At 58.6% G+C, this 23,547-nt stretch carries 16 protein-coding genes and 8 pseudogenes; 14 read left to right on the top strand and 10 right to left on the bottom strand.

The features are described 5' to 3' along the window. Nucleotides 1-18 precede the first annotated feature (18 nt). The 3 genes and pseudogenes from HB778_RS43695 to HB778_RS37730 form a co-directional block, all read left to right on the top strand. Complete coding sequence (locus HB778_RS43695; RefSeq protein WP_432421293.1) at nucleotides 19-261, top strand: hypothetical protein; 243 nt, start codon at nucleotides 19-21, stop codon at nucleotides 259-261. A 60-nt stretch (nucleotides 262-321) separates the two neighbouring features. Next, a complete protein-coding gene (locus tag HB778_RS37725) occupies nucleotides 322-1,098 on the top strand; it encodes a tyrosine-protein phosphatase (RefSeq protein ID WP_183454893.1) in 777 nt (258 codons plus the stop codon). Between the two features lie 253 nt (nucleotides 1,099-1,351). Continuing rightward, a pseudogene (locus HB778_RS37730) lies at nucleotides 1,352-1,582 on the top strand (IS6 family transposase); the annotation flags it as partial. A gap of 584 nt (nucleotides 1,583-2,166) precedes the next feature. On the opposite strand, the gene HB778_RS37735 reads toward HB778_RS37730, so the two are convergent. After that, nucleotides 2,167-2,376: a hypothetical protein gene (locus tag HB778_RS37735; protein WP_183465537.1), complete on the bottom strand. Its 210-nt coding sequence runs from the start codon at nucleotides 2,374-2,376 to the stop codon at nucleotides 2,167-2,169. A 265-nt stretch (nucleotides 2,377-2,641) separates the two neighbouring features. Here HB778_RS37735 and HB778_RS37740 point away from each other — a divergent pair, with 265 nt between their 5' ends. The 4 genes and pseudogenes from HB778_RS37740 to HB778_RS37750 all read left to right on the top strand — a co-directional run. Further along, nucleotides 2,642-3,019, top strand: coding sequence for a flagellar export protein FliJ (locus tag HB778_RS37740; RefSeq protein ID WP_183454891.1), 378 nt, complete (start codon nucleotides 2,642-2,644; stop codon nucleotides 3,017-3,019). A gap of 502 nt (nucleotides 3,020-3,521) precedes the next feature. Further along, nucleotides 3,522-4,595, top strand: coding sequence for a S46 family peptidase (locus HB778_RS42985; protein WP_280515977.1), 1,074 nt, complete (start codon nucleotides 3,522-3,524; stop codon nucleotides 4,593-4,595). A gap of 25 nt (nucleotides 4,596-4,620) precedes the next feature. After that, complete coding sequence (locus HB778_RS42990; RefSeq protein ID WP_280515978.1) at nucleotides 4,621-5,637, top strand: S46 family peptidase; 1,017 nt, start codon at nucleotides 4,621-4,623, stop codon at nucleotides 5,635-5,637. Between the two features lie 108 nt (nucleotides 5,638-5,745). Continuing rightward, nucleotides 5,746-5,974 (top strand): annotated as a pseudogene (locus tag HB778_RS37750) (transposase); the annotation flags it as partial. Nucleotides 5,975-6,022: 48 nt separating this feature from the next. Here HB778_RS37750 and HB778_RS37755 read toward each other — a convergent pair. Continuing rightward, a pseudogene (locus HB778_RS37755) lies at nucleotides 6,023-6,499 on the bottom strand (IS6 family transposase); the annotation flags it as partial. 148 nt (nucleotides 6,500-6,647) lie between these two features. Here HB778_RS37755 and istA point away from each other — a divergent pair. Next, nucleotides 6,648-7,412, top strand: a pseudogene (gene istA, locus HB778_RS37760) (IS21 family transposase); the annotation flags it as partial. A gap of 9 nt (nucleotides 7,413-7,421) precedes the next feature. Here istA and HB778_RS37765 read toward each other — a convergent pair. Continuing rightward, nucleotides 7,422-9,734, bottom strand: coding sequence for a recombinase family protein (locus HB778_RS37765; protein WP_432421294.1), 2,313 nt, complete (start codon nucleotides 9,732-9,734; stop codon nucleotides 7,422-7,424). Continuing rightward, the gene (locus HB778_RS43270) at nucleotides 9,646-10,509 is read right to left on the bottom strand and encodes a helix-turn-helix domain-containing protein (RefSeq protein ID WP_432421284.1); all 864 of its coding nucleotides are present in this window, start codon (nucleotides 10,507-10,509) and stop codon (nucleotides 9,646-9,648) included. The genes HB778_RS37765 and HB778_RS43270 overlap by 89 nt, the downstream gene beginning before the upstream one ends. Nucleotides 10,510-10,601: 92 nt before the next feature. Between HB778_RS43270 and HB778_RS37775 the strand changes: the two genes are divergently transcribed. After that, nucleotides 10,602-11,585: an IS5 family transposase gene (locus HB778_RS37775; RefSeq protein WP_183465540.1), complete on the top strand. Its 984-nt coding sequence runs from the start codon at nucleotides 10,602-10,604 to the stop codon at nucleotides 11,583-11,585. A 4-nt stretch (nucleotides 11,586-11,589) separates the two neighbouring features. Here the strand turns inward: HB778_RS37775 and HB778_RS37780 are convergent, their stop codons facing one another. The 6 genes and pseudogenes from HB778_RS37780 to HB778_RS37805 all read right to left on the bottom strand — a co-directional run. After that, nucleotides 11,590-11,991, bottom strand: coding sequence for a hypothetical protein (locus tag HB778_RS37780; protein ID WP_183465541.1), 402 nt, complete (start codon nucleotides 11,989-11,991; stop codon nucleotides 11,590-11,592). Then, entirely contained in the window at nucleotides 11,967-12,845 is an 879-nt protein-coding gene (locus HB778_RS37785) for an FAD-binding oxidoreductase (protein ID WP_210308092.1), read from the bottom strand. Before HB778_RS37785 ends, HB778_RS37780 begins: the two co-directional genes overlap by 25 nt. A gap of 184 nt (nucleotides 12,846-13,029) precedes the next feature. Further along, a pseudogene (locus HB778_RS37790) lies at nucleotides 13,030-13,810 on the bottom strand (IS6 family transposase). A gap of 123 nt (nucleotides 13,811-13,933) precedes the next feature. Beyond that, nucleotides 13,934-14,374 (bottom strand): hypothetical protein, encoded by a 441-nt coding sequence (locus tag HB778_RS37795; protein ID WP_183454719.1) that lies wholly within the window; start codon nucleotides 14,372-14,374, stop codon nucleotides 13,934-13,936. Nucleotides 14,375-15,422: 1,048 nt separating this feature from the next. Then, entirely contained in the window at nucleotides 15,423-15,725 is a 303-nt protein-coding gene (locus HB778_RS37800; RefSeq protein WP_244662101.1) for a plasmid pRiA4b ORF-3 family protein, read from the bottom strand. A 136-nt stretch (nucleotides 15,726-15,861) separates the two neighbouring features. Continuing rightward, a pseudogene (locus tag HB778_RS37805) lies at nucleotides 15,862-16,002 on the bottom strand (IS66 family transposase); the annotation flags it as partial. A gap of 909 nt (nucleotides 16,003-16,911) precedes the next feature. On the opposite strand from HB778_RS37805, the gene HB778_RS37810 reads away from it, so the two are divergent. The 5 genes and pseudogenes from HB778_RS37810 (at nucleotide 16,912) to HB778_RS37830 (ending at nucleotide 23,403) form a co-directional block, all read left to right on the top strand. After that, nucleotides 16,912-17,187 (top strand): hypothetical protein, encoded by a 276-nt coding sequence (locus HB778_RS37810; RefSeq protein WP_183454717.1) that lies wholly within the window; start codon nucleotides 16,912-16,914, stop codon nucleotides 17,185-17,187. Nucleotides 17,188-17,219: 32 nt separating this feature from the next. Continuing rightward, nucleotides 17,220-17,769: pseudogene (locus HB778_RS37815) on the top strand (alpha/beta hydrolase family protein); the annotation flags it as partial. A 67-nt stretch (nucleotides 17,770-17,836) separates the two neighbouring features. Then, a pseudogene (locus tag HB778_RS42335) lies at nucleotides 17,837-18,103 on the top strand (IS6 family transposase); the annotation flags it as partial. A 310-nt stretch (nucleotides 18,104-18,413) separates the two neighbouring features. Then, the gene (locus HB778_RS37825) at nucleotides 18,414-22,226 is read left to right on the top strand and encodes a DEAD/DEAH box helicase (RefSeq protein ID WP_183465543.1); all 3,813 of its coding nucleotides are present in this window, start codon (nucleotides 18,414-18,416) and stop codon (nucleotides 22,224-22,226) included. Then, on the top strand, nucleotides 22,183-23,403 hold the full coding sequence (locus tag HB778_RS37830) for a Zn-binding domain-containing protein (protein ID WP_183465544.1): 1,221 nt from the start codon (nucleotides 22,183-22,185) through the stop codon (nucleotides 23,401-23,403). Before HB778_RS37825 ends, HB778_RS37830 begins: the two co-directional genes overlap by 44 nt. Nucleotides 23,404-23,547: the final 144 nt, after the last annotated feature.

Below are 23,547 nucleotides of genomic sequence, written 5' to 3' on the forward strand. Positions count from 1 at the left end.
GCCAGCGGCCTCACGGCTCTGGGAGCCGAAATGCACAGTGATGGACCTGTCCTACATATCACCCCTGGCCGGGCGGCCCGGCCAGGGCAAACGGTCCGAGGCAATGATCTGCGGGCCGCCGCTACCCTTGTGCTGGCCGCCCTCGGTATCGATGGCGAAACAATCATCCAAGGTGTCGAACACCTGGGGCGCGGCTATGCGGATCTTGCCGGGCAGTTGACGAGTCTCGGGGCCAGTATTGATCAGCGGGCTACATCGTAGGTCGCGCTTCCTGCATCGTGTTTCGGCATCGTCGGGCCGCTGCGGCAACGATTATTCAGAATGGCACTATTGACGAGTCGATTGATCCGCCTGGAAGGCACGCGAAATATGCGTGGGCTCGGTGGGCTACGGGTGGCGGACGGCGGTTTCGTCAACCCAAGGCGCCTTTTGCGTAGTGCGGCCCCGATCAACTTGGATGTGCCAACCGCTCGGCATTTAATGGCCGAATATGGGCCACTGCGAATCCTGGATCTGCGCACGACTCGGGAGATCGACAGGGAAGGGATGCCCGAGGCGTTGATAGGCCTGGGAGCGGAGTTCTGGCACCGTCCTCTGTCGGACCCGAGCTTTCTCCTCGATGTCGTGCGCCCGACTTGGCAGGATTATTTCTCATCCTATGTGCGGCTAATGCCCTCTGCAGATAACGTCATCGTAGACCTAGCGGCCGCGTACGCCGCTCAGACCGCGAAGACGACCATAGTTTGCTGCACGGCCGGTAAAGACAGGACCGGCGTGGTGGTAGCAATGCTGCTTCGCCTTGTGGGCGTATCAACGTCGGACATCGCCCGAGATTACGCGCTTTCGGCTCGACAACTTCGGGCTCATCTCGGCTCGTTCAAGGCACATTGGGAGAAGCGAGGCCTATCGCCCCAACAATACGCAATCCGTCTTGAGACCCAAGCGAGAACAATGACGGCTCTCCTCGCCCATCCTGAGACGCAGTGGCATATTGACAGTGTCGAGCGTGAACTCGGCGGAGAAACAATCCGAAGGCTGAGGGCCACGATGATCGATCACCGCCATCAGGGCGAAGCGTCCAGAGGGCGAACTGTGTGAATAGGGAGGGAAATTTGGACCAGTAACTGATGAACGAATACGTCGCATTTCCGACGAGACGCGAGGAACTACTTGCGATGGCCACCAACGTCGCAGCACTCGTGTCGCACTGCGCTTAAATGTAAGATTGCGCCGATTTATCGCGACCGCTGTATCTAATCATGACATTCAATGCCCCTGATGTGGATGTGTTGCAAAGTCTTTGGTAACGAGGCGCATGGCATTGGGCTCCGGTGTTCCCCGGAGAGTTGAGATGTTCAAAGGCCGCCATTTCGACCAATCTGTGATCTTGCTTTGCAATCGCTGGTATCTGGCCTACGGACTGAGCCTACGCGATCTTCGAGAAATGATGGCGGAGCGTGGCATTAGCGTCGATCATTCAACGATCCATCGCTGGGTCGTTCATTTCGCGCCGCTGCTGATGGAACACTTCAACCGGCGCAAGCGCGCCGTGACCGGCAAATGGCATGCGGACGAGACCTACAGTGCGCCTCGCTCCGAACAGGGGGAAGCGTATGACTGGAATGCAAGAGAGAAAGGAGGATTTGAAGAAGTGCCTTGTCCCCTGCTGTGAGGGGGCATGAGCCCAAGCGGCGGTGACCTGCTGTCAACTGGCAGGGTGACGTAGCCCGCAGGTAAAGGGGATTGAGGCGAAGTCGTTACGCCGAGATGGTTCCCGAGGCTGAAGTATTGGAAGGTTGAGGAACACGAACCGGTTCATCCGTGTCTGAGGGCTAAATCGTCGCCTCCGCCTACACGGCTTAACAGGCGGAATGCCGTTGATGGTGCTGGAAATGTATGTCGGCACGCATCCAAACAATAGCGCATACGTAAGGCGCTTATTGGGGACCATGGAGAGAACGCAGCCAGACCATGGCATCGGCATCGACTTGCAGAAAGCAAGGGAAAAGACTGCGACCGGCAGCCTCACCAATACGAAGACGTCCAGCATATGAACGAGGGAAGGCATGATGGAATGACAACGATGTTCTGCATCGCAAGGGAGTTGGCCCTGATGTCCATCATGTTGGCGGAGTTCTCGTAGTAGTCCGCGGCAGGGAAACCCTGTCACATGGCGAAGGGGAACAGTTCGAACTGGTGCAAAACCGATTGAGGCACTGATGCCGGTTTTGTCGCAAGCTCCTGGAAGAGCGCACAAACGGCTGTCGCAAAGTCCCCGAGAACGAATCCCCGCTTCGGAATTTTGTGGACACCTATGCCGGTTTGATCGCGCTGCAGAGAGACGCGGCCCATGGCGAAATGGAAAGCCGTGGCCATGGTCTGCTGACATCAGCGGCCGCCAGGTCTCAACGGGTTCATATGCAGACAGCGTGACATCGCCCTATTTCACCTTTTTTACCGCCCCTTAAGTCCCTCGCCCGCATGCTTGTCGATGCCATTGAACTCATAGCCATCGGCCAAGGATTTTGGACAATATGTTTCCTGTCGCAGCGGAAACCGTGAGAGTCGCTGTAGGCCTAACGTTAAGGGGCTGGGAGGAGAGCGGTTTGATCGGACGAAATGTGTACGGGAGTACCGAGTCATGAAGCCACGAGGTAATCTGGTCCGACTTAAGCAATTTCAGGTGAATGAGAAGCGGCGACAGCTGCAGCAGCTAGACATGATGATTGCCGATTTCGAACGCATGGCGCGAGAACTGGACTTCCAGATCAACGCCGAGGAAACGAAGGCTGGCATCTCCGATATCAATCATTTCGCTTACCCGACGTTCGCCAAGGCCGCCCGCCTGCGTCGTGACAACCTCAAGAGTTCGCAATCGGACCTTCTGCGGCAGAGAACCGCAGCCGAGCCATCTCTCGCCGAGGCTGAAGCAGAGCTCTCCAAGGCGCAAATGCTAGAATCGCGCAGCGGCAGAGGCCACGACCTCGAACCCGGCAACCGAAGCGCCATGATCGGCTGAGCCGGACGGCTTTAGCGCGCCTCAATTCGCGACACCAGACTGACCGTTGGCGCACGAGGAGGAGTGCGGGCACTGTAAAATTATCAGCGGCTTGATGCAGCGATAGCTGGCGGGGACGGCTGTCGTGCCGCGGCGACACACGCGATTTGTTCCAGATTTGCATGGCGGCGTTACGCAGGTGTCGTTTTCCATTTAATTCTGTCGGGTTTACGACGATGCGGGAGATCGGACACAGATGGGGCGGCTCACCACGTTGTAATTGAAGGTTTTATTCCTTTGGCACGGTTGGTGCTGCGGATGATCCGCAAGCATGCACGCCACCGATACGATGAGAGGTGAGCGTCAACGGTCCACTCAGTCGTGACGGAGTGCCAGCCGCGCGGGCGGACGCCGACCATCCCGATAGTCATCGATCCGGTCTGCGTAGAACAGTAAGCAGGATGAGAGCGAGATCAGCATGAACTCGAATTTGAAATGTTTGGCCCAAGCAACTGCCATCGCCTTGCTCTGGAAGGTCAGCGCTACGTCGGCGCACGAAGGTATGTGGATGCCGGGCCAGATTGCGGACGTGGGCGCGGCCATGCGCGCGGATGGGCTCCAGATCGATCCCGCCCTGTTGCGCCGTCTGGACACTGGCCCGCTCAACGCGATCGTATCACTGGGCGGATGCTCCGCCTCCTTCGTCAGTCCACAAGGGCTGGTCGCAACCAATCATCACTGCGTGTTCGGATCTATCCAGTACAACAGCAAGGAGGGACAGGACTATCTCACAAACGGCTTTCTGGCGAAGAGCCTGGGTGAAGAATTGCCCGCGGCGCCTGGCAGCCGCATCTATGTGATCGAGGATATGCGGGATGTGACCGCCGACATGCTCAAGGGCGTTTCGGACAAGCTGAACGGCTTTGCCCGCTATGAGCGGCTCGACACGAACCGCAAGGCGCTCATCGCTGCATGTGAAGCACAGCCCAATCGCCGCTGCGACGTGGAGGGCTATTATGGCGGCGACTCCTACTATCTCGAGCAGAAGCTCGAAATTCAGGACGTGCGCCTCGCCTATGCGCCCGCGCTCGGCATCGGTAACTTCGGCGGCGAAACGGACAATTGGATGTGGCCGCGCCACACAGGCGACTTCGGCTTTTATCGCGCCTATGTCGCTCCTGATGGTTCCTCCCGGCCTTATGCGCGCGACAATGTGCCCTACCGGCCGAAGAGCTGGCTGCGCATCGCCCATGAAGGTGTTCAAGAAGGCGATTTCGTGATGGTCGCCGGCTTTCCGGGGACGACCAATCGGTTGCGCACCGCTGGCGAAGTCCAGTTCAACTTCGCGGACTACGAACCGCTGCTGCAGCGTTTGTTGTCGGACTATGCCGCCCAGATCAAGCGAGCCACGGCAGGCAATCGTGACGCGCAGATCCGCTACGCCGCCATCCTGCAAGGCGCGGAAAACTACGAGAAGAAACTAGCGGGCGATCTCGCCGGCGCCGATGCGATTGGGCTCGATGCTCGCAAGGCCAACGAGGAGAAAGCTTATCGCGACTGGGTCGCTGACGATCCCCGCGCGGCAGGCGCGCTATGACACAGCAATCCGCGAACTGGACGCCATGGTGGCCGAGAATAGCCGGGCCTCACTCAAGGGGCTGCGGCAGGCGCTGCTGGACCGCGCGCAAATCCTCTCATCCGCGCGCACTCTCTATCGCTGGGCGAAGGAGCACGAGAAGCCCGATGAAGACCGTGAAAGCGGCTTTCAGGATCGTGACCGTAACGAGACCGTCGATCAACTGACGCAGATAGAACTCCGTTATCTGCCCGACATCGATCGCAAGCTCTTCGAGGCCGCGCTCGATGAATATCGTCGGCTGGACGCAAAGGATCGCGATACTGCGTTCGAGACCGCTCTGGACCAAATCGGCCTTGACCGACTCTATGCGGACACCAAACTCGCCGACACGGCCACGCGGCTCGGCTGGCTCGGTAAGCCGGCTACTGCCTTCGAGGCGTCGGATGATCCTTTCATCAAGCTGGCGGTCGCGCTCTATCCCGGCGACATAGCTGCGGAGGTCGCGAAGAAGGACCGCGCCGGCCGTACGCAGGCGCCCCGCGCGACCTATATGCAGGGTCTGCGTGTCTATCGGCAGGCAATCGGCCAGCCAGTGTATCCCGACGCGAATGGATCGCTGCGCATCACTTGGGGCAAGGTGGCAGGGCGAACGCGCGATGGGCAGATCTGGACGCCCTTCACCACGGCCGAGGGACTTCTGGCCAAGCACACTGGCAGGGGCGAGTTCGATGCGCCGGATGCCGTGGTTGCCGCGATTCGGGCCAAGGACTATGGCCCATATGTCGCGCCGGCGCTGGGCACGTTGCCGGTCGACTTCATGTCCACGGTTGACATCACCAACGGCAACAGTGGCTCGGCGACGCTGAACGGGCGTGGCGAGTTCGTGGGTCTCGTGTTCGACGGCACGCTCGAGGGCGTGATCTCGGACTGGGCCCCCGACGCGGACCGCAATCGCAGCATCCATGTCGACAGTCGCTTCATGATCTGGACCATGGACAAGATCGACGGCGCGGGCCGGTTGCTCAAGGAAATGGGAGTGCGGCCGGCGCCGCGCTCCTGAGCGGATAGAAAACGTTGGTAAATGACAGGGTTTTGCTGCAATGGATCCGGACTTAAGCGGATGGCGCTCTTTGAAGCGGCAGACTATGCCGTGGCTGCCTTACGCTAAACGCACCGCGTCGCCATTTCCAACAATGCCTCGTGGCCATCGAGGATGGCAAAGTCGCCTTCCGCTGGAAGGACTATCGGCACGGCAGTCGGCAGAAGGTCATGACCGTCGCGTCTGACGAGTTCATTCGCCGCTTCCTGCTACACGTCCTGCCCGGGGCTTCCATCGCATCCGCTATTACGGATTCCTCGGTAATCGCTATCGCGCGCAAAAACTCGCCTGCTGTCGCGACCGGTCCTGTCGCAAACTTGGAAATGGGGTAGTGACAGCCTGTCCGTCAGGCAGCGAGGATATCGAACTGCTCGGCGATCGACGGACTGGGATTGTAGGCATACCTCGCCTGTCGCTTGCGCTTCATGTGGATCATCTCGATGCCGGAGAGGATAACCACGGCGCTCGGCTGCGACTTGAAGCCGAGCATGGATCGAATGCGGCGCTTGATCGCCCCGTGATTGGTCTGGCTGCCGTCGATGACGATGCGCTCCGGTCGGCCATGGCGCGCCAGCGCCTTGCGGAGGAAGCGTTTGGCCACCACCAGGTCACGGTTTTCGCTGAAGAAGAACTCGACCGTGTCGCCGAGGCTGTCGATAGCACGATAGAGATACATCCATTGGCCGCAGACTCTGATGTACGTCTCGTCCATACGCCACTTGCTGCCGACGGTACGCTTGCGCCGGTTGAAGCGCTCCAGCAGCTGTGGCGAGAAGTGGGCGACCCAGCGATGCACGGTGGAGTGGTCGACCTTCAAGCTGCGGATTTCAGAGGATCGTGGGCACCCATTTCAGAGGATCGTGGGCAGTGATTTCAGAGGATCGTGGGCACCTTTAGAGCAAGGGTGAAGGGATCCCGACCGACAGTCTGACTGGGCTATGGACACACTCGTTTTGACACGAGGAATCCAGATGCCGACCGAGAGATTGTCGATGCGCCGCATACGCGAACTATTGCGACTGAAGTACGAGAGCGGGCTTAGCAGCCGGCTGATTGCCAAGTCGTTGGGGATCAGCAAAGGGGCCGTGGGAATTTACCTTCACCGGGCCAATGCAGCCAAACTAACCTGGCCGTTGCCCGAGGCGATGACCGACACGAGCCTGGAACGGTTGCTGTTTCCGGGGCAGGTCTGCGTCAAGACCGACCGCGGCCCCGAGCCTGACTGGGCTCATGTCGATCGGGAACTGCGCCGCCCCGGAGTGACGCGTTCGCTGCTCTGGGTGGAATATCGCACGGACCGTCCCAACGGCTATGGCTATACCTGGTTCTGCACGAGCTACGAGGCCTGGAAGCAGCGCGTGTCGCCAACGATGCGCCAACGCCACGCCGCCGGTGAGAAGGTGTTTGTCGATTACGCCGGCGACACCATCGATATCGTCGACCCGATAACGGGCGAAGCTCAGGCCATGAAGTTGTTCGTCGGCGCATTGGGAGCCTCCAGCTATGTTTACTGCGAGGCTCGGCCGAGCGAAGGGCTGGGCGACTGGATCGGCTGCCATGTCGGCATGTTCGCCGCCTTCGGCGGAGTGGCGACCATCACGGTCTGCGACAATCTCAAGGCGGCTGTGACCAACCCCGACCGCTATGATCCCGGCCTCAACCGTACGTACCAGGATATGGCCCGGCACTATGGCACCACAATCCTGCCAGCCCGGCCGTACAAGGCCCGCGATAAGGGCTTAGGCTCATACTGCACCTCGTCCGCTATGTGATGAAGAAGTTACGGGATCGACCTGGTAAACAAGTTTGTGAGCAAACTTCGCCGGCAGGTCCTGCTGCGGGATCTCGTAGAGGAAGTCGCCCCGATCGTTGACCGGGTGGGCACGCAGCAGGCCCCGCCGACGCCAGAGATGCACGGTGGAGATCACGACACCGTAGCGGGTCGCGACGTCCTCAGGGGTCAGCAGGCCCTGCGCGAGCAGGCGCGTACGCCGATCGGTAAGCTGATAGATATGGCGAAGCCGCCCTATACGTGCAGCGGTCCACGGGGTCGTCACCACCGTGCGCACCCCGCGCTCGTTGAGGAGGTCGGCGATCTCTTTGTCGGTATAGGTGTCGATGAGTCGATCGATCTCCTGCACCACGGCGGCATCCGTCGTACGCAACACGACGCACGACTTCGGCAGCGGCAGATCGAGCGAACGCGTCGCGCCGCCGACGAAACGGATATCGACATGCACCGTGTCCCCCTTGGTGAGGGTCACGTCATCGATCAACAAGCGCAGCATGCGCTTCTTGTCCTTCATCTTCGTGCGCGGATCCCGCCAGAGGCGTGGGAAGTCGCTGGCAAGGGCCATCAATTCCGCCCGCTCCGTATCGTTGACGACACTGACGTCAGCCGCGGCGGATTTGTCGTATGCTTCCTGCGCGGCGGCAATCGCCCGTAACTTGGCGTTCCAATCCGCTTCCAGCACGTCAGCGACCAGGCGGTTGTCTGGATCGACCTTGAGGAAGCGACGTTGGGCGAGTTCGGCTTCGTACTTGGCCCGCTCCACATGCTGCCGGCGGAGCCGGTCGGCCTCCTCCTGGCGGGTTGCGAGTTCCTGCTGCACGCCCAGCGCCACTTCGATCGAGAGCGGCGTCATCGCCTCGATGAGGATTTCTCCGATCGCCGCATCGAGCGCGCCTCCATGTATCGTTTGGCACAGACCAATCTCGCCTCGGTGCATTGGGCGACGGCCGCACCAGTAGCTCGGTATCTCGGCCTTGCGATGAGAGTGATAGCGCACCGACATCCGTTCTCCGCAGGCACCGCAGATCACGAGCCCCTGCAGCAGGGCCGGCCCCTCCCGGGCGGGACCATGGTGCCGCTCCGAACTCCAGGCGAGCGCGTTGCCCTTCACCCGCTCCAGGTTCGACAGGTAGTCTTCCCAGCTAATGTAGCCCGGATGTGTATCGCGCAATAGGATCCAATCCTCGCTCGGGACCTGCCGGGAGGAGTATTTGCCATTCGGCAAACGCCGGTTCTTGGTGCGGCCGAAGACGAAGGCGCCGGCATAGCGGGGGTTGTGGATGATCTGTCGCGCGCGACAATGCAAGAGTTCCGTCCAGACCAGCTCACCCTTGTGGGCGCCGCTTCTCAGGCGGCGCGGGAAGAGCAGATCCTTCGCGTAGAACTCCTTGACCACAGCCAAACAGGAGCCGGTGCGTCTGAAGGTATCGAAGAACAGTCGCACCGCCGCCTGCACTTGGGCGTCCGGATCCATGATGACGCAATCGCGGACGTCATGGACGAAGCCGACCGGGACCATCTGCTTCAGCTCGCCGCGGCGGGCGCGGCTCAAGATCCCGCCACGAAGACGCGCCCTGAGCACATGCAGTTCGGCCTCACTCATGGTGCCCTTCAGCCCCAACAGCAACCTGTCGTTGAAGTGAGCCGGGTCGTACAGGCCATCCTCGTCCAGGATAAGTGTGTCGCCGAGCGCGCAAAGCTCGAGCAGCCGATGCCAGTCGGTATTGTTGCGCGCGAGCCGCGACACCTCCAGTCCCAGGACGATCCCAACGCGACCGAGACTGACCTCGGTCACAAGGCGTTGGAAGCCTTCGCGATCGGCCGCACTGGCGCCAGATTGCCCGAGATCGCTGTCAATGACGACGATCCGATCGAGCGGCCAACCGAGCGCCACGGCACGGTCGCGCAGCCCATATTGGCGCTTGGTACTCTCGGTGTTCTCGAACACCTGGCGCAGCGTCGACTGGCGGACGTACAGATACGCCATGCGCGAAAGGTGCGCCGCTGTGATCTTCTGATGAGCCTCGCTGTTCATTGGCATGACCGATATCCTTCCGTCGGTGAGGAGGGGGTCAACAAGACGAGTGGAGAGAACCAGACTCGTCAGAAGGGTCGTAATGTCCTGGCGTTGCACACCGGAGAACCACGGCGACCCGATGCTGCACTCGGCGAGGGGGTCAGCCGGCTTCGGCAGAGGAGCGTCCATGGTCCGCCGGGACAGTGATGCGCGTATCACGCTGTCGATTGTGCCGAGCCACCCGGGCATCCCTTCTCGCAGCAGCAAGCCAAGGCCGACACCGCGTGGTTGAGCGCCGAGATCTCTGTGCGGGGCGTCGCGAGCGGCGTTGATGACCTGCGAGCGGATCAGCTCGTATTGCGCGGTGAACTGCATGGTATCGAGCGGGAGCGCATCGACGGTCACAGCAGTTTTTTTCCGGCTGGTTCAGATAGGGAAGCAGTCTTCGCAGGATGCTCCGGGGGTGGGCACTGATGCCGCATCGTTCGACGAGTAGGGCAGCCAACTCCGCACCGCCTGGCATCTGTTCGCTCTCTCGTATGGCCTGCGCCAGGACAGCAAGATTCTCCTCGGTGAGCTTGTGCGGGCGCTTCGGTCCACGCTTGCGGGGCAACAGGCCAGGCAGGCCCTCGCGATTGAACAGCTCTCGCGTCACGTAATAGACCGGCCGAGACAACCCAAAGGCTTCTGCCGCCTCCACCACCGCACGCCCGTCCTTTTCCACGCTGCGCAGCATCTCGTATTTGACCTGGACCAGGTCGTTCGGGTCGAAGAATGCGCTGTCGCGGAAGAGCGGGTCCGCCACTGCCTCGGGATGCGGGTGGGATGCGCCCTGAGCTTCCAGGGCCTGCTGGCGGTGTGCGCGTTGGCGGGAGCCTATTGCCATACGGTGTCTCCTTAAGGTTGCCTGCGGGAGTGTCTTTATAATTATGTACACAATAAGATGAAAGATCAAGACAATGGGGACGCTGACTTGCGGAATATCCCGCAATTCCGCCGATCCATCTAGGCATACGGTTACCATAAGGGCGCTGCTTAACAGCGTTGGTGCATGGATCTTTTGTCAACGGTTTGGCGATAGGCAGGCAGGATCGAAATCAGCTTGATGCGAGTGCCATGCCGTACAAACACAACGCAGATCGTCGTCATCACGTCGGAAAGATGAAATTCAGGGTGACGAATTGGCGTGACTACGAAGCAGGTCTGCGCCGGCGTGGTAGCCTGACCTTATGGGTAACGCCGGAGGCACTGGCGGGATGGCGCGCTCCGCGACGCAAGACCCGCGGCGGCCAAGCCCGGTATTCCGATCTCGCCATTGAGACAGCGCTGACGCTGGGTTGCGTCTTCGCAATGCGGCTGCGCCAGACCGAGGGATTGCTTCACTCGCTGCTGGATCTCATGGGGCTGAAAGTCCCAGTTCCAGATCATACGACGCTGAGCCGTCGGGCACAGAAGTGGGAGCCATCAGCCCGACGAAACCCGCCGCTGCCGGACGGCCCGCTGCATGTGCTTGTCGATAGCACGGGATTGAAAGTCTACGGCGCCGGGCAATGGCTGGAGCAGAAACATGGCGCCAGATCACGTCGCAACTGGCGCAAGCTGCATCTGGCAGTGGATGCCAAAAGTGGCGCGATCATTGCCCAAAGGCTGACAGATCAGGACACGGATGATCCTTCCCAGGTGGCACCGCTTCTCGATCAGATCGACGGCGAGATCGACCAGTTCACAGCCGACGGAGCCTATGACGGCAAGCCAACCTATCGGTCTATCCTGCAGCACAGCGCAACCGCGAACATCGTCATTCCACCGCGTTCCACGGCGGTGGAAAGCCGTGATGCCGGACCGCCTGGTCAAAGGGACAAGCACATTGCCGCAATCGCAAGCGACGGTCGGCTGAAATGGCAGGCAGCCACCGGCTACGGCAAGCGGGCGCTGAGCGAAACAGCCATCGGACGATACAAGGGGCTGATCGGACGGCGCCTGCGAGCACGCTCTCTTCCGGCTCAACAGACCGAGGTTGCCATCGGTTGCATCGTTCTCAACCGCATGCTGGCATGGGCACGCCCGGAGTCTATCCGGCGTCAAGTCACGCAGGCATAACCAACTACATTAAAGATCGAAATGCGTTCGATTTCATATCCGCGCACCAACGCCGCTCAAGTCCGGACCCATGCACCAACGCCAAGCGTGTGAGGATGTCACCGAGCGGCATCGAGCACTTGTGTTGAAGTTCGGTGATTCTCCCGCCACCAACGGTGACAAGCGCGTACATCCGCAGGCGGAATTCCTCGTCCTTCACGCTCTCGAAGCACTCGCATATGTCGAGAAGCACGGGATCACAGTTTGGAACCAGCCAGTCCGCAACCGTTGTGAAGTGAGACCCTCCCATTTCCCAACCCACCATAGATTTTTCCCAAAAGCGAAGGGGGTCGATCTTGAAAGTCGTCGCGCGGAGTTCCGACAGCATTTCGGGAGTCTTTTTTAGAAAGGCGGAGGCCGGCAGCATTCGGATGTCAACAATTGATCCGGTGCCCCACCCTCAACGTCAGAGAAGGCGTCCATAATGCCATTCCCTAAATGCTCCCGCAATATAGATATATTTTCTGAAACTGGCAGTAGACTGAATAGAGAGACATGACAAACCGGCTCTTCTTTCTTCTGAACGAATACGACCTTGAAGTAAATTGACAACTCACGCGGGAGGCCAACCGCTTTTGCAACGATGTTGTTTTCGATGCAGACACGCAACTGCCTTAGGTCAAGAACTGATTCTCGCCAAGTGGCGTATTTTGGCGCATCGACCAATTGAAGGTCCAAGCGAGACACAACGCCCACTTCAGCTGCGGCTCCGCCGCGCATGGCCCACATCAGATCAGGGTATGACGATTCGTTTACCTCCAAAACCGTTCCATCCCAAAGTACAACGCGGCCACCAAGTAGAGGTTGGCAGCCTAGACCGTATTTTCGTGAAAGAATGACGTCCCAACCAGCAGTTGTAAAGTGTCCACCGGCTGCCACCTCATAACAATCACCATGAGGAACAACTTTCTCGGCTTTGTTTAGATAGTGGATCGTCTGCCCGAGTATTCCGCCAGGATCGAGTATTAGGACGTCATCCTTGATGCACGCCGAGGTCATGTTGGAGAGATTGATCATTACACCTTCGCACGATGCGCCGTTGAAGTAGCCGTGACCGCCTGCACGAACAGAGACCGCAATATTGTTATAGATCCGATATTGCCGCAGCAATCGCAGGGTCTCGGAAAGCCCCCATTCGCTAAATGGGCTAATGACAATATAGGGAACCGCCGCATCGTGGTTATGCATCTGCGCGTAGGCCGGGAGCCTGGTATTGCGCACTTCTTCAAAGTGAATTCCTCGGGCGTGCAGTTCAAGAACTAGAGAGTTATAACTGATAAGGTCTCAAATCTCTGAGCTACGAACAATTGCACGACCCCCATTAGGATATTCACTCTGATTCATATTCATACTGTCGCCCTCTGCGATCGAATCGCTCACGATTGTCCGTTGTATTGCATAGACCTTATTTGCGGCGTCCGCGACCTAGCAGTTTCCGCTTAACATGGCGATTCACGTTGTCTGGATATATACGCGTTGAGGCCTGGGGCGGGACGAAGAGATTGCGCAGCGCCGAGACGATCGAGACGATCGAGACGATCGAGACGATCGAGACGAAGCGTTGCAGTGCTCCTGGTGATCGCAAGCCTTGCATCATCCGCTCCCGTTTTCGCAGCGGCACATGTGCATTCTGCGCCCGGTTGTTCAATCCCTTGTGCGATCGATGTTCAACGGCCGGCATCACTTGACGCTTGGCCGCTCCATAGGAGCGCATCTTGTCGGTGACCATGCGCTTCGGTGCGACGCCTTGCTTCTTCAGCAGCCGCGTCAGCAAGCGCTTGGCCGCCTTGGTGTTGCGGCGGTTCTGGACGATCTCGTCGAGCCCATAGCCATCCTGGTCGACGGTGCGCCACAACCAGTGTTTCCTGCCGGCGATGGTGATGACGACCTCGTCCAGGTGCTAGACATCGTTTCGGCTGCGCTGCTTGCGGCGCAAGCGGCGAGCGTCATGCGGACCGAACTTGATGCCCCACCGGCGGATTGTCTCATACGAAACCACGATCCCACGCTCCAGCAGCATTTCCTCGACCAGACGCCAGGCTCAAGGGGAACCTGTAGGAGAGCCAGACTGCATGGGCGATGATCTGCGGATGATCTGCGCCGGGAAACGATGGCGCTTGTAGCTGACGGTCGCGGTGTTCATGCCATCGGTTTGCCGCAAATCCCTGAACGCGAGTTAAGGTGATAACGCCGTTGGCTCTGATGCGGTCAGGTCGATTTCCGATTGATTTGGCGATGTTCCAGCCGTCTGGCGCGGATACGGTGTGAATCCGGCTGGTCACCCAAAGATGAATAGCCAGCCACAAAATTCACTTCAGCTTCACGACAATCCCTCCGACCGACAGATTGAGCTTCAATCCCGCCGTGGTCGAATGGAAATGCACGATGACGCCATTCTGATTTTCGAGCGCCACGACGCTGCCGCCGCCCGCGAGTGTCGCACCTGCGCCGGCCGCGACATAGGTTCCGGCGACATCTTCGACCTTCTTCAGATTGTAAACGGTTCCGGCGCCGTCAATTCGCTCGGCTCCGACATCGATGAAGGTCAATCCCGAAACGGTGAAAGGATAGGATTTACCCTCGAAGTTCAGGGCTCCGTTACCCCACGTGTAGCCAAAGCCAGCAGCCACGCTGCTGCCGGAAAATGTCATGGTTGCATCGACGGGCCCGTGAACTTCTTCTGCTCTCGCAGAGAAGGAAAATCCGATGAGGGAAAGTACGGTCAGACAGATAAGACCAAGTCGTTTCATGTGAGTTCTCCTTTTTGGCGGGCGATTGGAATCTGTCATCGGTGACGTCGCCCCTTGTTGATTCACGTCAAGCAAAGGCGGAATAATTCCTTTTCTATCCTGGCTCCTCTATCCTGGCTCCGAGGAAAGGTACCCGCTTCAGCTCTCGGCACCGGGGTGCTCCGAGGACACGACGAGCAATGCAGCAGCGGCGGTGTCGACTTCCCTTGGACGACGGCTCGGACCACGATCTTTGCTGGTCGGGCATTATCACCTTAACTCGCGTTCAGGGATTTGCGGCATAGACCGATGGCATGAACACCGCGACCGTCAGCTACAAGCGCATCGTTTCCCGCCGCAGATCATCGCCCGCTGGTACCGCCATTAGCGCCCCACCGCTCACAGAATTGCTAGGCGGCCTGAGTGAGGTCCGCGAGGACTTGGAACGGGTCCTTGACTTTCCACTGCTGCGCTACGGAGCCATTGAACGAATGGGCCCACGCGGGACTCCCGGGCTCAGGCTTCCGATCTCGGTCGTCGGCAACCAGGGAGGGGTCGGCGAGGGAGGTGATGTAACCTGGACGCACGATGGGGTTCCACTGCTGGGACTTGTCGGCGTGCCCCTATATTCGGAAAGGATAAGCGGAACCTGGTGGGCGATCTCCCCGTCGTTGAAGTCAAGGGCGAGGGTTTTGCCTCCCGCATCGAGCAGAATGACATTCTTGCTCAGCTCAATATTCCAAACGAGCGTGGCGCTTGATTCGCTGAGGGGCCAATGCCCCACGGGGGCGCCGATGATCGGGTCATTCACACCCAAGCCGCAGCGGGTGTCCGCCTGCCACTGAATCACTTTTTCTGACATAACGTTACCCCTTCTGGAGTTGAAAGCCCTAGACCTTTAGCATGGAGGAGTCCTATCGTGGATTACGTTTCCGTTAAGGGTTTTGAAGGCTATTTTACCATTGTGTAATAAGCGTAATATTTGACGGGTATTCTATTCTGGAACACTGAACCATGATCAGAGTGGAATTACCCACCCCTCGCCCCCTCGATGCGGCACGGTGCGTCGTCACTCGTCGTCGATGTCCGGGTACTGCGGGGGAGCCTTGCCGATCTTGCTGACGATCCTCGGGTAGTTGGCATGGGGCTGCGCCTGCCCGGTTCCAATAACTTCAGCGCGGAAGCGCCACTCGTCACCGTAGTCGTACAAGAAGGTCATTGCCGAGCCCACCTTCTGGAAGGCTGTGGTGACGCGCGTGCCCTTCACGCTGCGAGAGCTGCTCCCCTCTATGTCGGCGAAGAGTTCGAACCGCAGGGGCGAGTCGAACAGCTTTCCCGTCAGCTTTGAATAGAATCCGTAGGCGTGGTCCATGTCGAAGCCGAATGCCCTACGATGGCTTCGGCCAGATCCGCTAGCGTGCTCGAACTCGACACCTCGATGTCCCGATAAAGCCGCGCCCGAAGAGAGGCTCGGAAGATCAAGGTCGCGGGCTCAGTCATAGCGGATTTCAGGCGCTGACGGTTTGAAGGATGATTTTGAAGGGGTTCGTGCCTGGCGTGAGACGAGCCGTGTCGACAACGGTTCGAATGTCGGCTTCGCCCTTTGCGCCCCACATGGCGCGATAGCCGTTGGTGATCTTCCGTTGAACGGCCATCGCAGGGTCATTCTGCCCATGTCGGGCAGATGGTAGAGTTTCATTATCGCTGGCATCCATATTACGGCGGTCGTTTTCGGCATGAAGGTCGTGAGGACCGGGCCAATGGCGCGATCATCCGGGTAGAGATCAGGCCGGGTGAGATCATCCAGGTGGCGGAGTGGATGCTGGATCGGGCGTTTAGCGCCGCTGCTACCTCAATTTCCTTACCCCTCAATCAATGTGACAGCACCCTTGCGACAGCTTCACACGTTGCAAAAGCGAGTAAGAGAGTGGCGCCGACAAGCCGTGCAGCGGCTTATCGGCGAGGTCAGCGGCCTTGCACCATACGTCGCGCCAAATCCCGCACGTCTTGCTGCGGGTAACATTCCTGATGAGGCACTCGGTAACAAAATTAGGTGAGGCAACACGACACCCGTGACATGTCGCCTGGCATTGTCCGATGTACGACGATGTTGGAGATGCGACATAGCCGGTTCGATCGATTGCCTTATAATTCAACGAGTTTTTCCTTTGGCACGCATATTGCTCCCGGTCATCAGTAACGCGTCACGGACCGATGATATCGAAAATGTTAGCACAATGATTTCTGCCGGGGCGACATCCGGCCTTACTACAGCAGGACCATCCAGATGCAGAAAAGGAAGAGGCCGTACTCGCCGAGGAATAGTCGAGTCAGGGCTGCATAGGCAGTTGTTATCGGCGCGGATGCCAACTCTTCAATCTGGTCCACCCGACCAGTTCCTGGATGTCCTCAAAGAGCGCCCTGTCATGGTGACTGCGGCCCCGGCTGCACCCGCGTGCAGGCTCCTCCGAAGACGCTCGGCGCTCGCTGCTGCAGACCGGCGATGAGAAGCCAAATCCAAACATGCGTCTTCCGAAAACCCAAAGAGGTGAACAGATATGTACAAAACCGGCGCTTTGACGCTCGCGCTATTAATTCAAGGGGCATCGGGATCGGTAACCGCTCGGGCGCTGGACAATGGTCCGAATGGTGCACCTCCGCCGCTGGCGCTGAGCGATTTTGAGCGGGCACTGACGATAAACGATCGCTATGGCGGGCTCACCGTGAATGTCCCCGAGGGGCCGTTCTGGCTGACTCCCGACGCGTTCATATACCGCGCCGGACTAGCCACGGCGAGCAGCAGTTCATGCGGGTCGATGCTGCCACGGGTGTGAAGCAGCCCGCCTTCGATCAGGCCCGTCTGGCGCCACTCAGCTTCCACGCCAAGGGGCGAGACGGCAAGACTGATATCTGGGGCGTGATCCACCTGCCAGCCAATTTCGATCCGACGAAGAAATACCCGGTGATGGAGGATATCTACGCCGGGCCGCATGGCTCTTTCGTGCCAAAATCCTTCTCAAGGCGGACAGAGCCGCTCACGCAGTTGGGCTTCGTCGTTGTGCAGATCGATGGCATGGGTACCAACACCGCTCGCGCGCCTTTCATGATGTTGCCTGGAAAAACTGATGGACGCAGGGCCAGTCGGCATTGAATATTCGCAATCCTCCTCCATCGACAATGCTCACAGGCTGCAGGGCAAGCCGATGATCGTCGTCGGCGAAATGGACCACAATGTCGACCCGACCTCCGCTTTCCAGCTTGCCGACCGGCTCATCAAGGCGGGAAAAGATTGCGACATGGTCTACGTGCCTGGCGCCGATCACGGTGCGCCAGGCACCCATCGCCAGTACAAACTCCTGCAGTTCTTCGTTCACAACATCCTCGGGCAGACCCCACCCAACTGGAACGCCACATGAATCGAGTTGCAGAAGTGGTGGTGTCACATTGATTGAGGGGTAAGGAAATTGAGGTAGCCGCGCGCCCATGACCGTGAGTGCACCGACCTACAAGAACCACCGCTATCCGATCGAAATCGTGGCGCGTGCTGTCTGGCTCTACTTCGACTTCAATCTGAGCCTGCGCGATGTCGAGGAAATGCTGCTCGAACGCGGGATCGTCGTTTCCTACGAGACCATCCGCCGATGGTGCCGAAAGCACGGCCCTGATTATGCGCGCCGCATACGCCGCAAGTCGCCGACGAAAGACGATGTCTGGCATCTGAATGAAGTCGTGGTTCGCATCAACGGTCAGACCCTGATTGAGGCTGTAAGGCGTACGTTCGAACGGCGGGGGACGGCACTGCCCGCAGATATTCCGATTGGGCTGAGTGATGAATTCACGGCGGCCTGGAGCGTTCAATGGCAAACCTTTCTCGGCCGCGAGCGCATGGCTGCCGCGCCGGAGACGTTCGCTGCCGTTATCGTCGATCTCCGTCTGTTTCTGCTTCCGCTTGTTGATGCTGGAAATGACGAACAGAGCTGGTTGCCGGCGGACACCGGTCTAAAGAAAAAGAGAATGCTCTGTCAATCCAGGCATTCTATTTTGGGAAGGCAGTAAGTTTGTGGACGTCTTTTCGCTAAATAATAGTCTATTGGCTCAATATACCGGATTTGCCAGATCCTTTACACGGATACGTTCGTCAGAAATTCTGGAGAAGGTAACCGATCTCTACGCCGGGCGTCGTTTCTGGCCTGAACCCATAATTCAGCTTAATCCGCACTATGAAGGTGGCGGCTCGGTCCAAAGCCTTGTTGGCCCAAAAGGGCTGATCGATGATTGCGCTCAGATATTCCGGGACTCACGCGCCGCTGCCGGCGCCTCCGACAAGACTCTGAAGTTACGTCGCCATCAGGAGCAGGCAATTGGCCTTGCACTGGACGGAAAGAGCTTCGTCGTAACGACCGGCACCGGGTCGGGTAAGTCCCTTTGTTTCTTTATTCCGATTGTTGATGCCGTTGTTAAGGCGAAGCGGGCTGGCGAGGATGCGCGGACCCGAGCGGTAATCATCTATCCGATGAATGCCTTGGCTAATAGCCAGCTTGAGGAATTGAAGAAATTTCTCGCAGATCAAAACCATGCAGTGCCCGTGACCTTCGCTCGATACACCGGTCAGCAGAATTCGGAGGAACGGGAGCAGATAAAGAACAATCCCCCGGACATTTTGCTCACCAATTTTATGATGCTCGAGCTTCTGATGACGCGGCAGTCAGATCTTGACCGACGTGTCGTGGAAAATTGTAGCGGCCTTCGATTTATTGTTCTTGATGAACTACATACGTATCGAGGGCGCCATGGGGCAGATGTTGCGATGCTGATGCGCCGTCTGCGGGCGCGTGCTGGCGATCCCCGGCATCCGCCGATTTGCATTGGCACCTCGGCAACAATGGCCAGCGAAGGCGGCGAAGAAGATCGCAATCAGGTTGTTGCTGATGTCGCGTCCCGCTTATTTGGGACGAACATCGGCCGAGACGCGATCGTTACAGAAACCTTGCGCCGCGCGACGGATCCAGATCAATCCGCTGACAGAGGGCTATCTCGACTGAGTGACGCTGTGGTCAGCGCGGCTTCAGGTACGCCCTATTACGGGAAATCAAATGGTGAGATCGCTCGTGATGATCTTGCCATCTGGGTAGAGACTAGGCTCGGCCCTCGAGAGGTAGACCAGAAGCCGCAGCGGGCGCGCTCCCTATCGCTGAAGACGGCGGCGGTCCTACTATCTAGTGAATCCGGCGAAGCCGTCGAGACATGCGAGCTGGCATTAAAAAACGCGCTACTGGCGTTTAGCTTGCCGGAGAAACTCCGAGGCCATAGCGGCGGCAGTGACGAGCCTCTTTTCGCGTTTAAGCTACATCAATTTATTTCAGGCGCAGGTCGTCTGTACACGACCCTCGATCCCTCGGGTTCGCGCTCGGTCACATTTGATGGACAAATCTTCGATCCGGAAAATCCGACAAAAAGACTATATAGCGCTTATTTCTGCCGGCGGTGTGGGCAGGAAAACCATCCCGTCACGCTGGTCGACGACAATGGCGCAAAATCATTTGAGAAGCGTGAGATCGATGATGTCCCCCTCAATGATGACGAAGAGGCTGAGGGCATCGTTGAACGCTGGGGCTTCCTTATGCCCGAGCCCGTGGATGGCGAGTTCACGTTCCATGGTCGGGATGAGGACTATCCCGAGGCTTGGCTTGAAGAAACAAAATCGGGCGAATTGCGGTTAAAAGCGACGTACCGCAAGACGAGGGCTGAGCTTGTATCGGTGCTTCCGGACGGCACCTGCGGCAATGACGGCCAACGAGCCTGGTTCATGCCGGGTAAGTTCAAATTCTGCCCGGCATGCGGGGAGCACCACAGCGATTCAACTCGTGACATTAACCGGCTCGCCGCCTTGGGCGCCGAGGGGCGCAGTTCGGCGACGACGATTATTATTGCGGCCATCCTGCGTTGGATGAACGATACGGAAAACTCCATCCCGGCGACGAGACGCAAGCTCTTGGCCTTCACTGACAACCGACAGGATGCCGCCCTGCAGGCCGGGCATTTCAACGACTTTCTATTCGTCACGCTGCTACGCGGCGCGATTCTGGCAGCCGTTTCCCAGGCCGGTGATGAAGGGTTGCAAGAGGATGAGGTCGGCAAGGCGATCCAGCGAATGCTGGGCTTTGTGGTATCCAATGTATCTCGGCGAACCGAATGGTTGGTAGAGCCGGATCTTAGGGGGGCCAAGCTGCTGGCCGTTGAAAAGGTGATCCGCGAATCGCTGACGCATCGATTCTGGATCGAGCAACGGCGGGGGTGGCGTTACACGAATCCCAATCTCGAGCAGCTTGGGTTGATCGAGGCGCGCTACATTTCCCTCGATGACCTCGCACACGACGACAAGGAATTTGAAACCTACCCTTTGTTGCGAGCGGCTTCAGCTCTCGAACGTCAGGCGGCGCTTCGGGTGTTGTTGGACGTGATGCGCAAGGGCTTAGCAGTCGAATGTGATGCCCTGGATCGACTGAAGATCGAAAGCCTCGCCAGTCGAATGCGGAGCGCAATCAAGGCCCCATGGATACTGGATGAGGAGCGCTTCTTGGCAGCCCCGGTATTCATGCCGAAGCCGCCAACCCGCCGTGAGATGTCGCCGAAAGACGAAGAGTTGATTCTTCGGGGCAGTCCGACCAGCACGATCGGCCGGCAATTTCGGTCGATGACCTTCGGTGGCAGACGGGCAACCGGTAAGCAGATCACGGAAATTGTCGAAGGCTTGTTGAAAGCAGCAGGTCGTTACGGGCTGGCGACACAGGTCGTCTCCCCTGTTGGCGGAGATGGTTGGCGTCTGGTGCCGTCATCGATCACTTTTGCGCTTTCAGCAAATCAAGCTCCGGATCGGGACAATCCTTTTTTCCGTGGTCTGTATGCACATATCGCGACGCTTCTGGCCGACGGCGGCGAGGCAATCTTCGGCTTCGAAGGCCGAGAGCATACGGCGCAGGTTGAGGGTGATCTACGAGAGATCCGCGAGGCTCGCTTTCGTTATGGCATAGACGACCGGCAACTTCTGATCGACCAGGCCGAACGATTGAAGGAGCTTCGAGAAGATAGCCGTTTCCTACCAACCTTGTTTTGCTCGCCAACCATGGAACTCGGCGTCGATATCTCCGCGATGAACGTCGTCTACATGCGAAATGTGCCCCCAACGCCAGCGAACTACGCTCAGCGCGGTGGGCGTGCGGGCCGCAGCGGTCAGGCAGCCTTAATTGTCACCTATTGCGCGGCACAAAGCCCGCATGACCAATACTTCTTCGAGCGTCCAAGCGCGATGGTCGATGGCGTGGTGCTCCCGCCATCTATTGATCTGAAAAATCACGAACTTGTCGAAAGCCATCTTCACGCAGAGTGGCTGGCTGCCAGTGGAGCGGCATTGTCGGCGTCGATCGCCGATAACCTCGACATGACAGTTTCCGGCAAGCCTCTCTTGCCGCATCACTGGAACCGGGTGTCTGCTGACGAGGCAAAGAGTGCCGGTGCAAAGCGCGTTGCGGCCGTTCTGTCAGCTGTCGCTGATGACTTTGGCGCCACGCCACCGGAGTGGTTTGTTGGTGTTGATGCCAATACAAACCGGGTCGTTGCTGCCGCGCCTCAACGCCTTGCCGATACCTTTGACCGGTGGAGGGATTTGTGGGCTGCGGCCGAACGGCAGGTAGAAGACGCGGCACATACTCTAAAAAGATTATTCGATCTCACCGCAGGAACGCCTTGCCGCAGAAACACGGCAAGCGGCTGGAAACACCCAGATAAAGCTTTTGCTACGGGGGGCCGAGGGCCAAGGCTCCGATTTCTACGTGTACCGGTATCTGGCAACGGAAGGGTTCCTGCCTGGCTATAACTTCCCACGTCTCCCTATTATGGCGTTCGTGCCAGGTGATCAGGGCGGAAAAGGACAGCGGTATATTCAGCGTGCACGCTTTCTGGCGATCGCCGAGTTCGGGCCAGGCAGCCTTGTCTATCACGAGGGGCGTGCCTATCGGGTCGATCGCGCCCTGTTAAAGGAGGTTGGTGGCGAGCAAGATGGATTGCTCCCGACATTCAGCACGGCAATTTGCCCAGCCTGCGGTGCCGCCCATGACGGAGAGCCGCCAGAACGCTGCCACGTATGTAACAGCGCTCTGAACAAATCGAACATAACGAAGCAGCTTCATCGGATCGAGAATGTTGGTACGCGCCAAGTGGAGCGGATAACCGCCAACGACGAAGAGCGTCGTCGCCAAGGCTATGAACTCCAGACGACCTTCTCGTTTCGAGACCCGAGCGACGTCAGATCCCGAGTGTTTGAAGATTCAGAGGGGCAAATATTCTCCGCGGAATTTACGCCTGCCGCACAGGCGCGTCGTATCAACCGGGGACTCCGCCGCCGCAAGGACATCAGTAAGATCGGGTTTTTGATCGATCCGAAAAGCGGCTATTGGGCAAGTGACAACCGAGCGCAGGACGCGGAAGAAGGATCACCGATCAATAGTCGGCAACCCATCACCCCGGTTGTAGAGGACCGGAAAAACGCGCTGCTCATCCGGTTTCCTGCTGCTTGGTTGGCTGCTGCTGGAGACGAGGCGGAGGCAATAGTTGCTACGATCCAGCATGCTTTTGCGCGTGGCATCGAGGCCATTTACCAAGTGGAAGAAGGCGAAATCCAGGGACAGCCGACGCCCTCAAGAAAGGATCGCCGAGCACTGTTGTTTTACGAGGCCGCGGAGGGTGGCGCCGGGGTCTTGTCCAGGTTGGTCGAGGATGGCAGTGCCTTTCGCGCCGTTGCGAAGAAGGCGCTGGAGATAATGCACTATGCTCCGGGAAGCCTCTCAGCGGCTGCGGTTAGTGGACCGAAGGCACTGGAAAATGTTGAGGACTCTCACTGCGTAGCGGGCTGCTATCGCTGCCTGTTGTCCTATTTCAATCAGCCCGATCACGAATTGATCGATCGTCGGCGTGAACCTGTGCTGCAGATGCTCATCCGACTTTCTTTCGCAGAAATGCGCCATTCCGCCCCCACATCACAGTTTCAAACGTAAGCGTCATCAACTGCCCACCTCGTATGATCGGGGAGTGACGGATACTCTTGTCGATGCTTCACTCTCCGCTGTCCAGTTGGTCATGGCGCGCTTCCCTGACCACGAAACAGCACGCTAACAAATCCGCGACCAGCGCGAATCCCC

It is taken from the genome of Mesorhizobium huakuii, from assembly GCF_014189455.1.
In the GTDB taxonomy this organism is placed as follows: domain Bacteria; phylum Pseudomonadota; class Alphaproteobacteria; order Rhizobiales; family Rhizobiaceae; genus Mesorhizobium; species Mesorhizobium huakuii_A.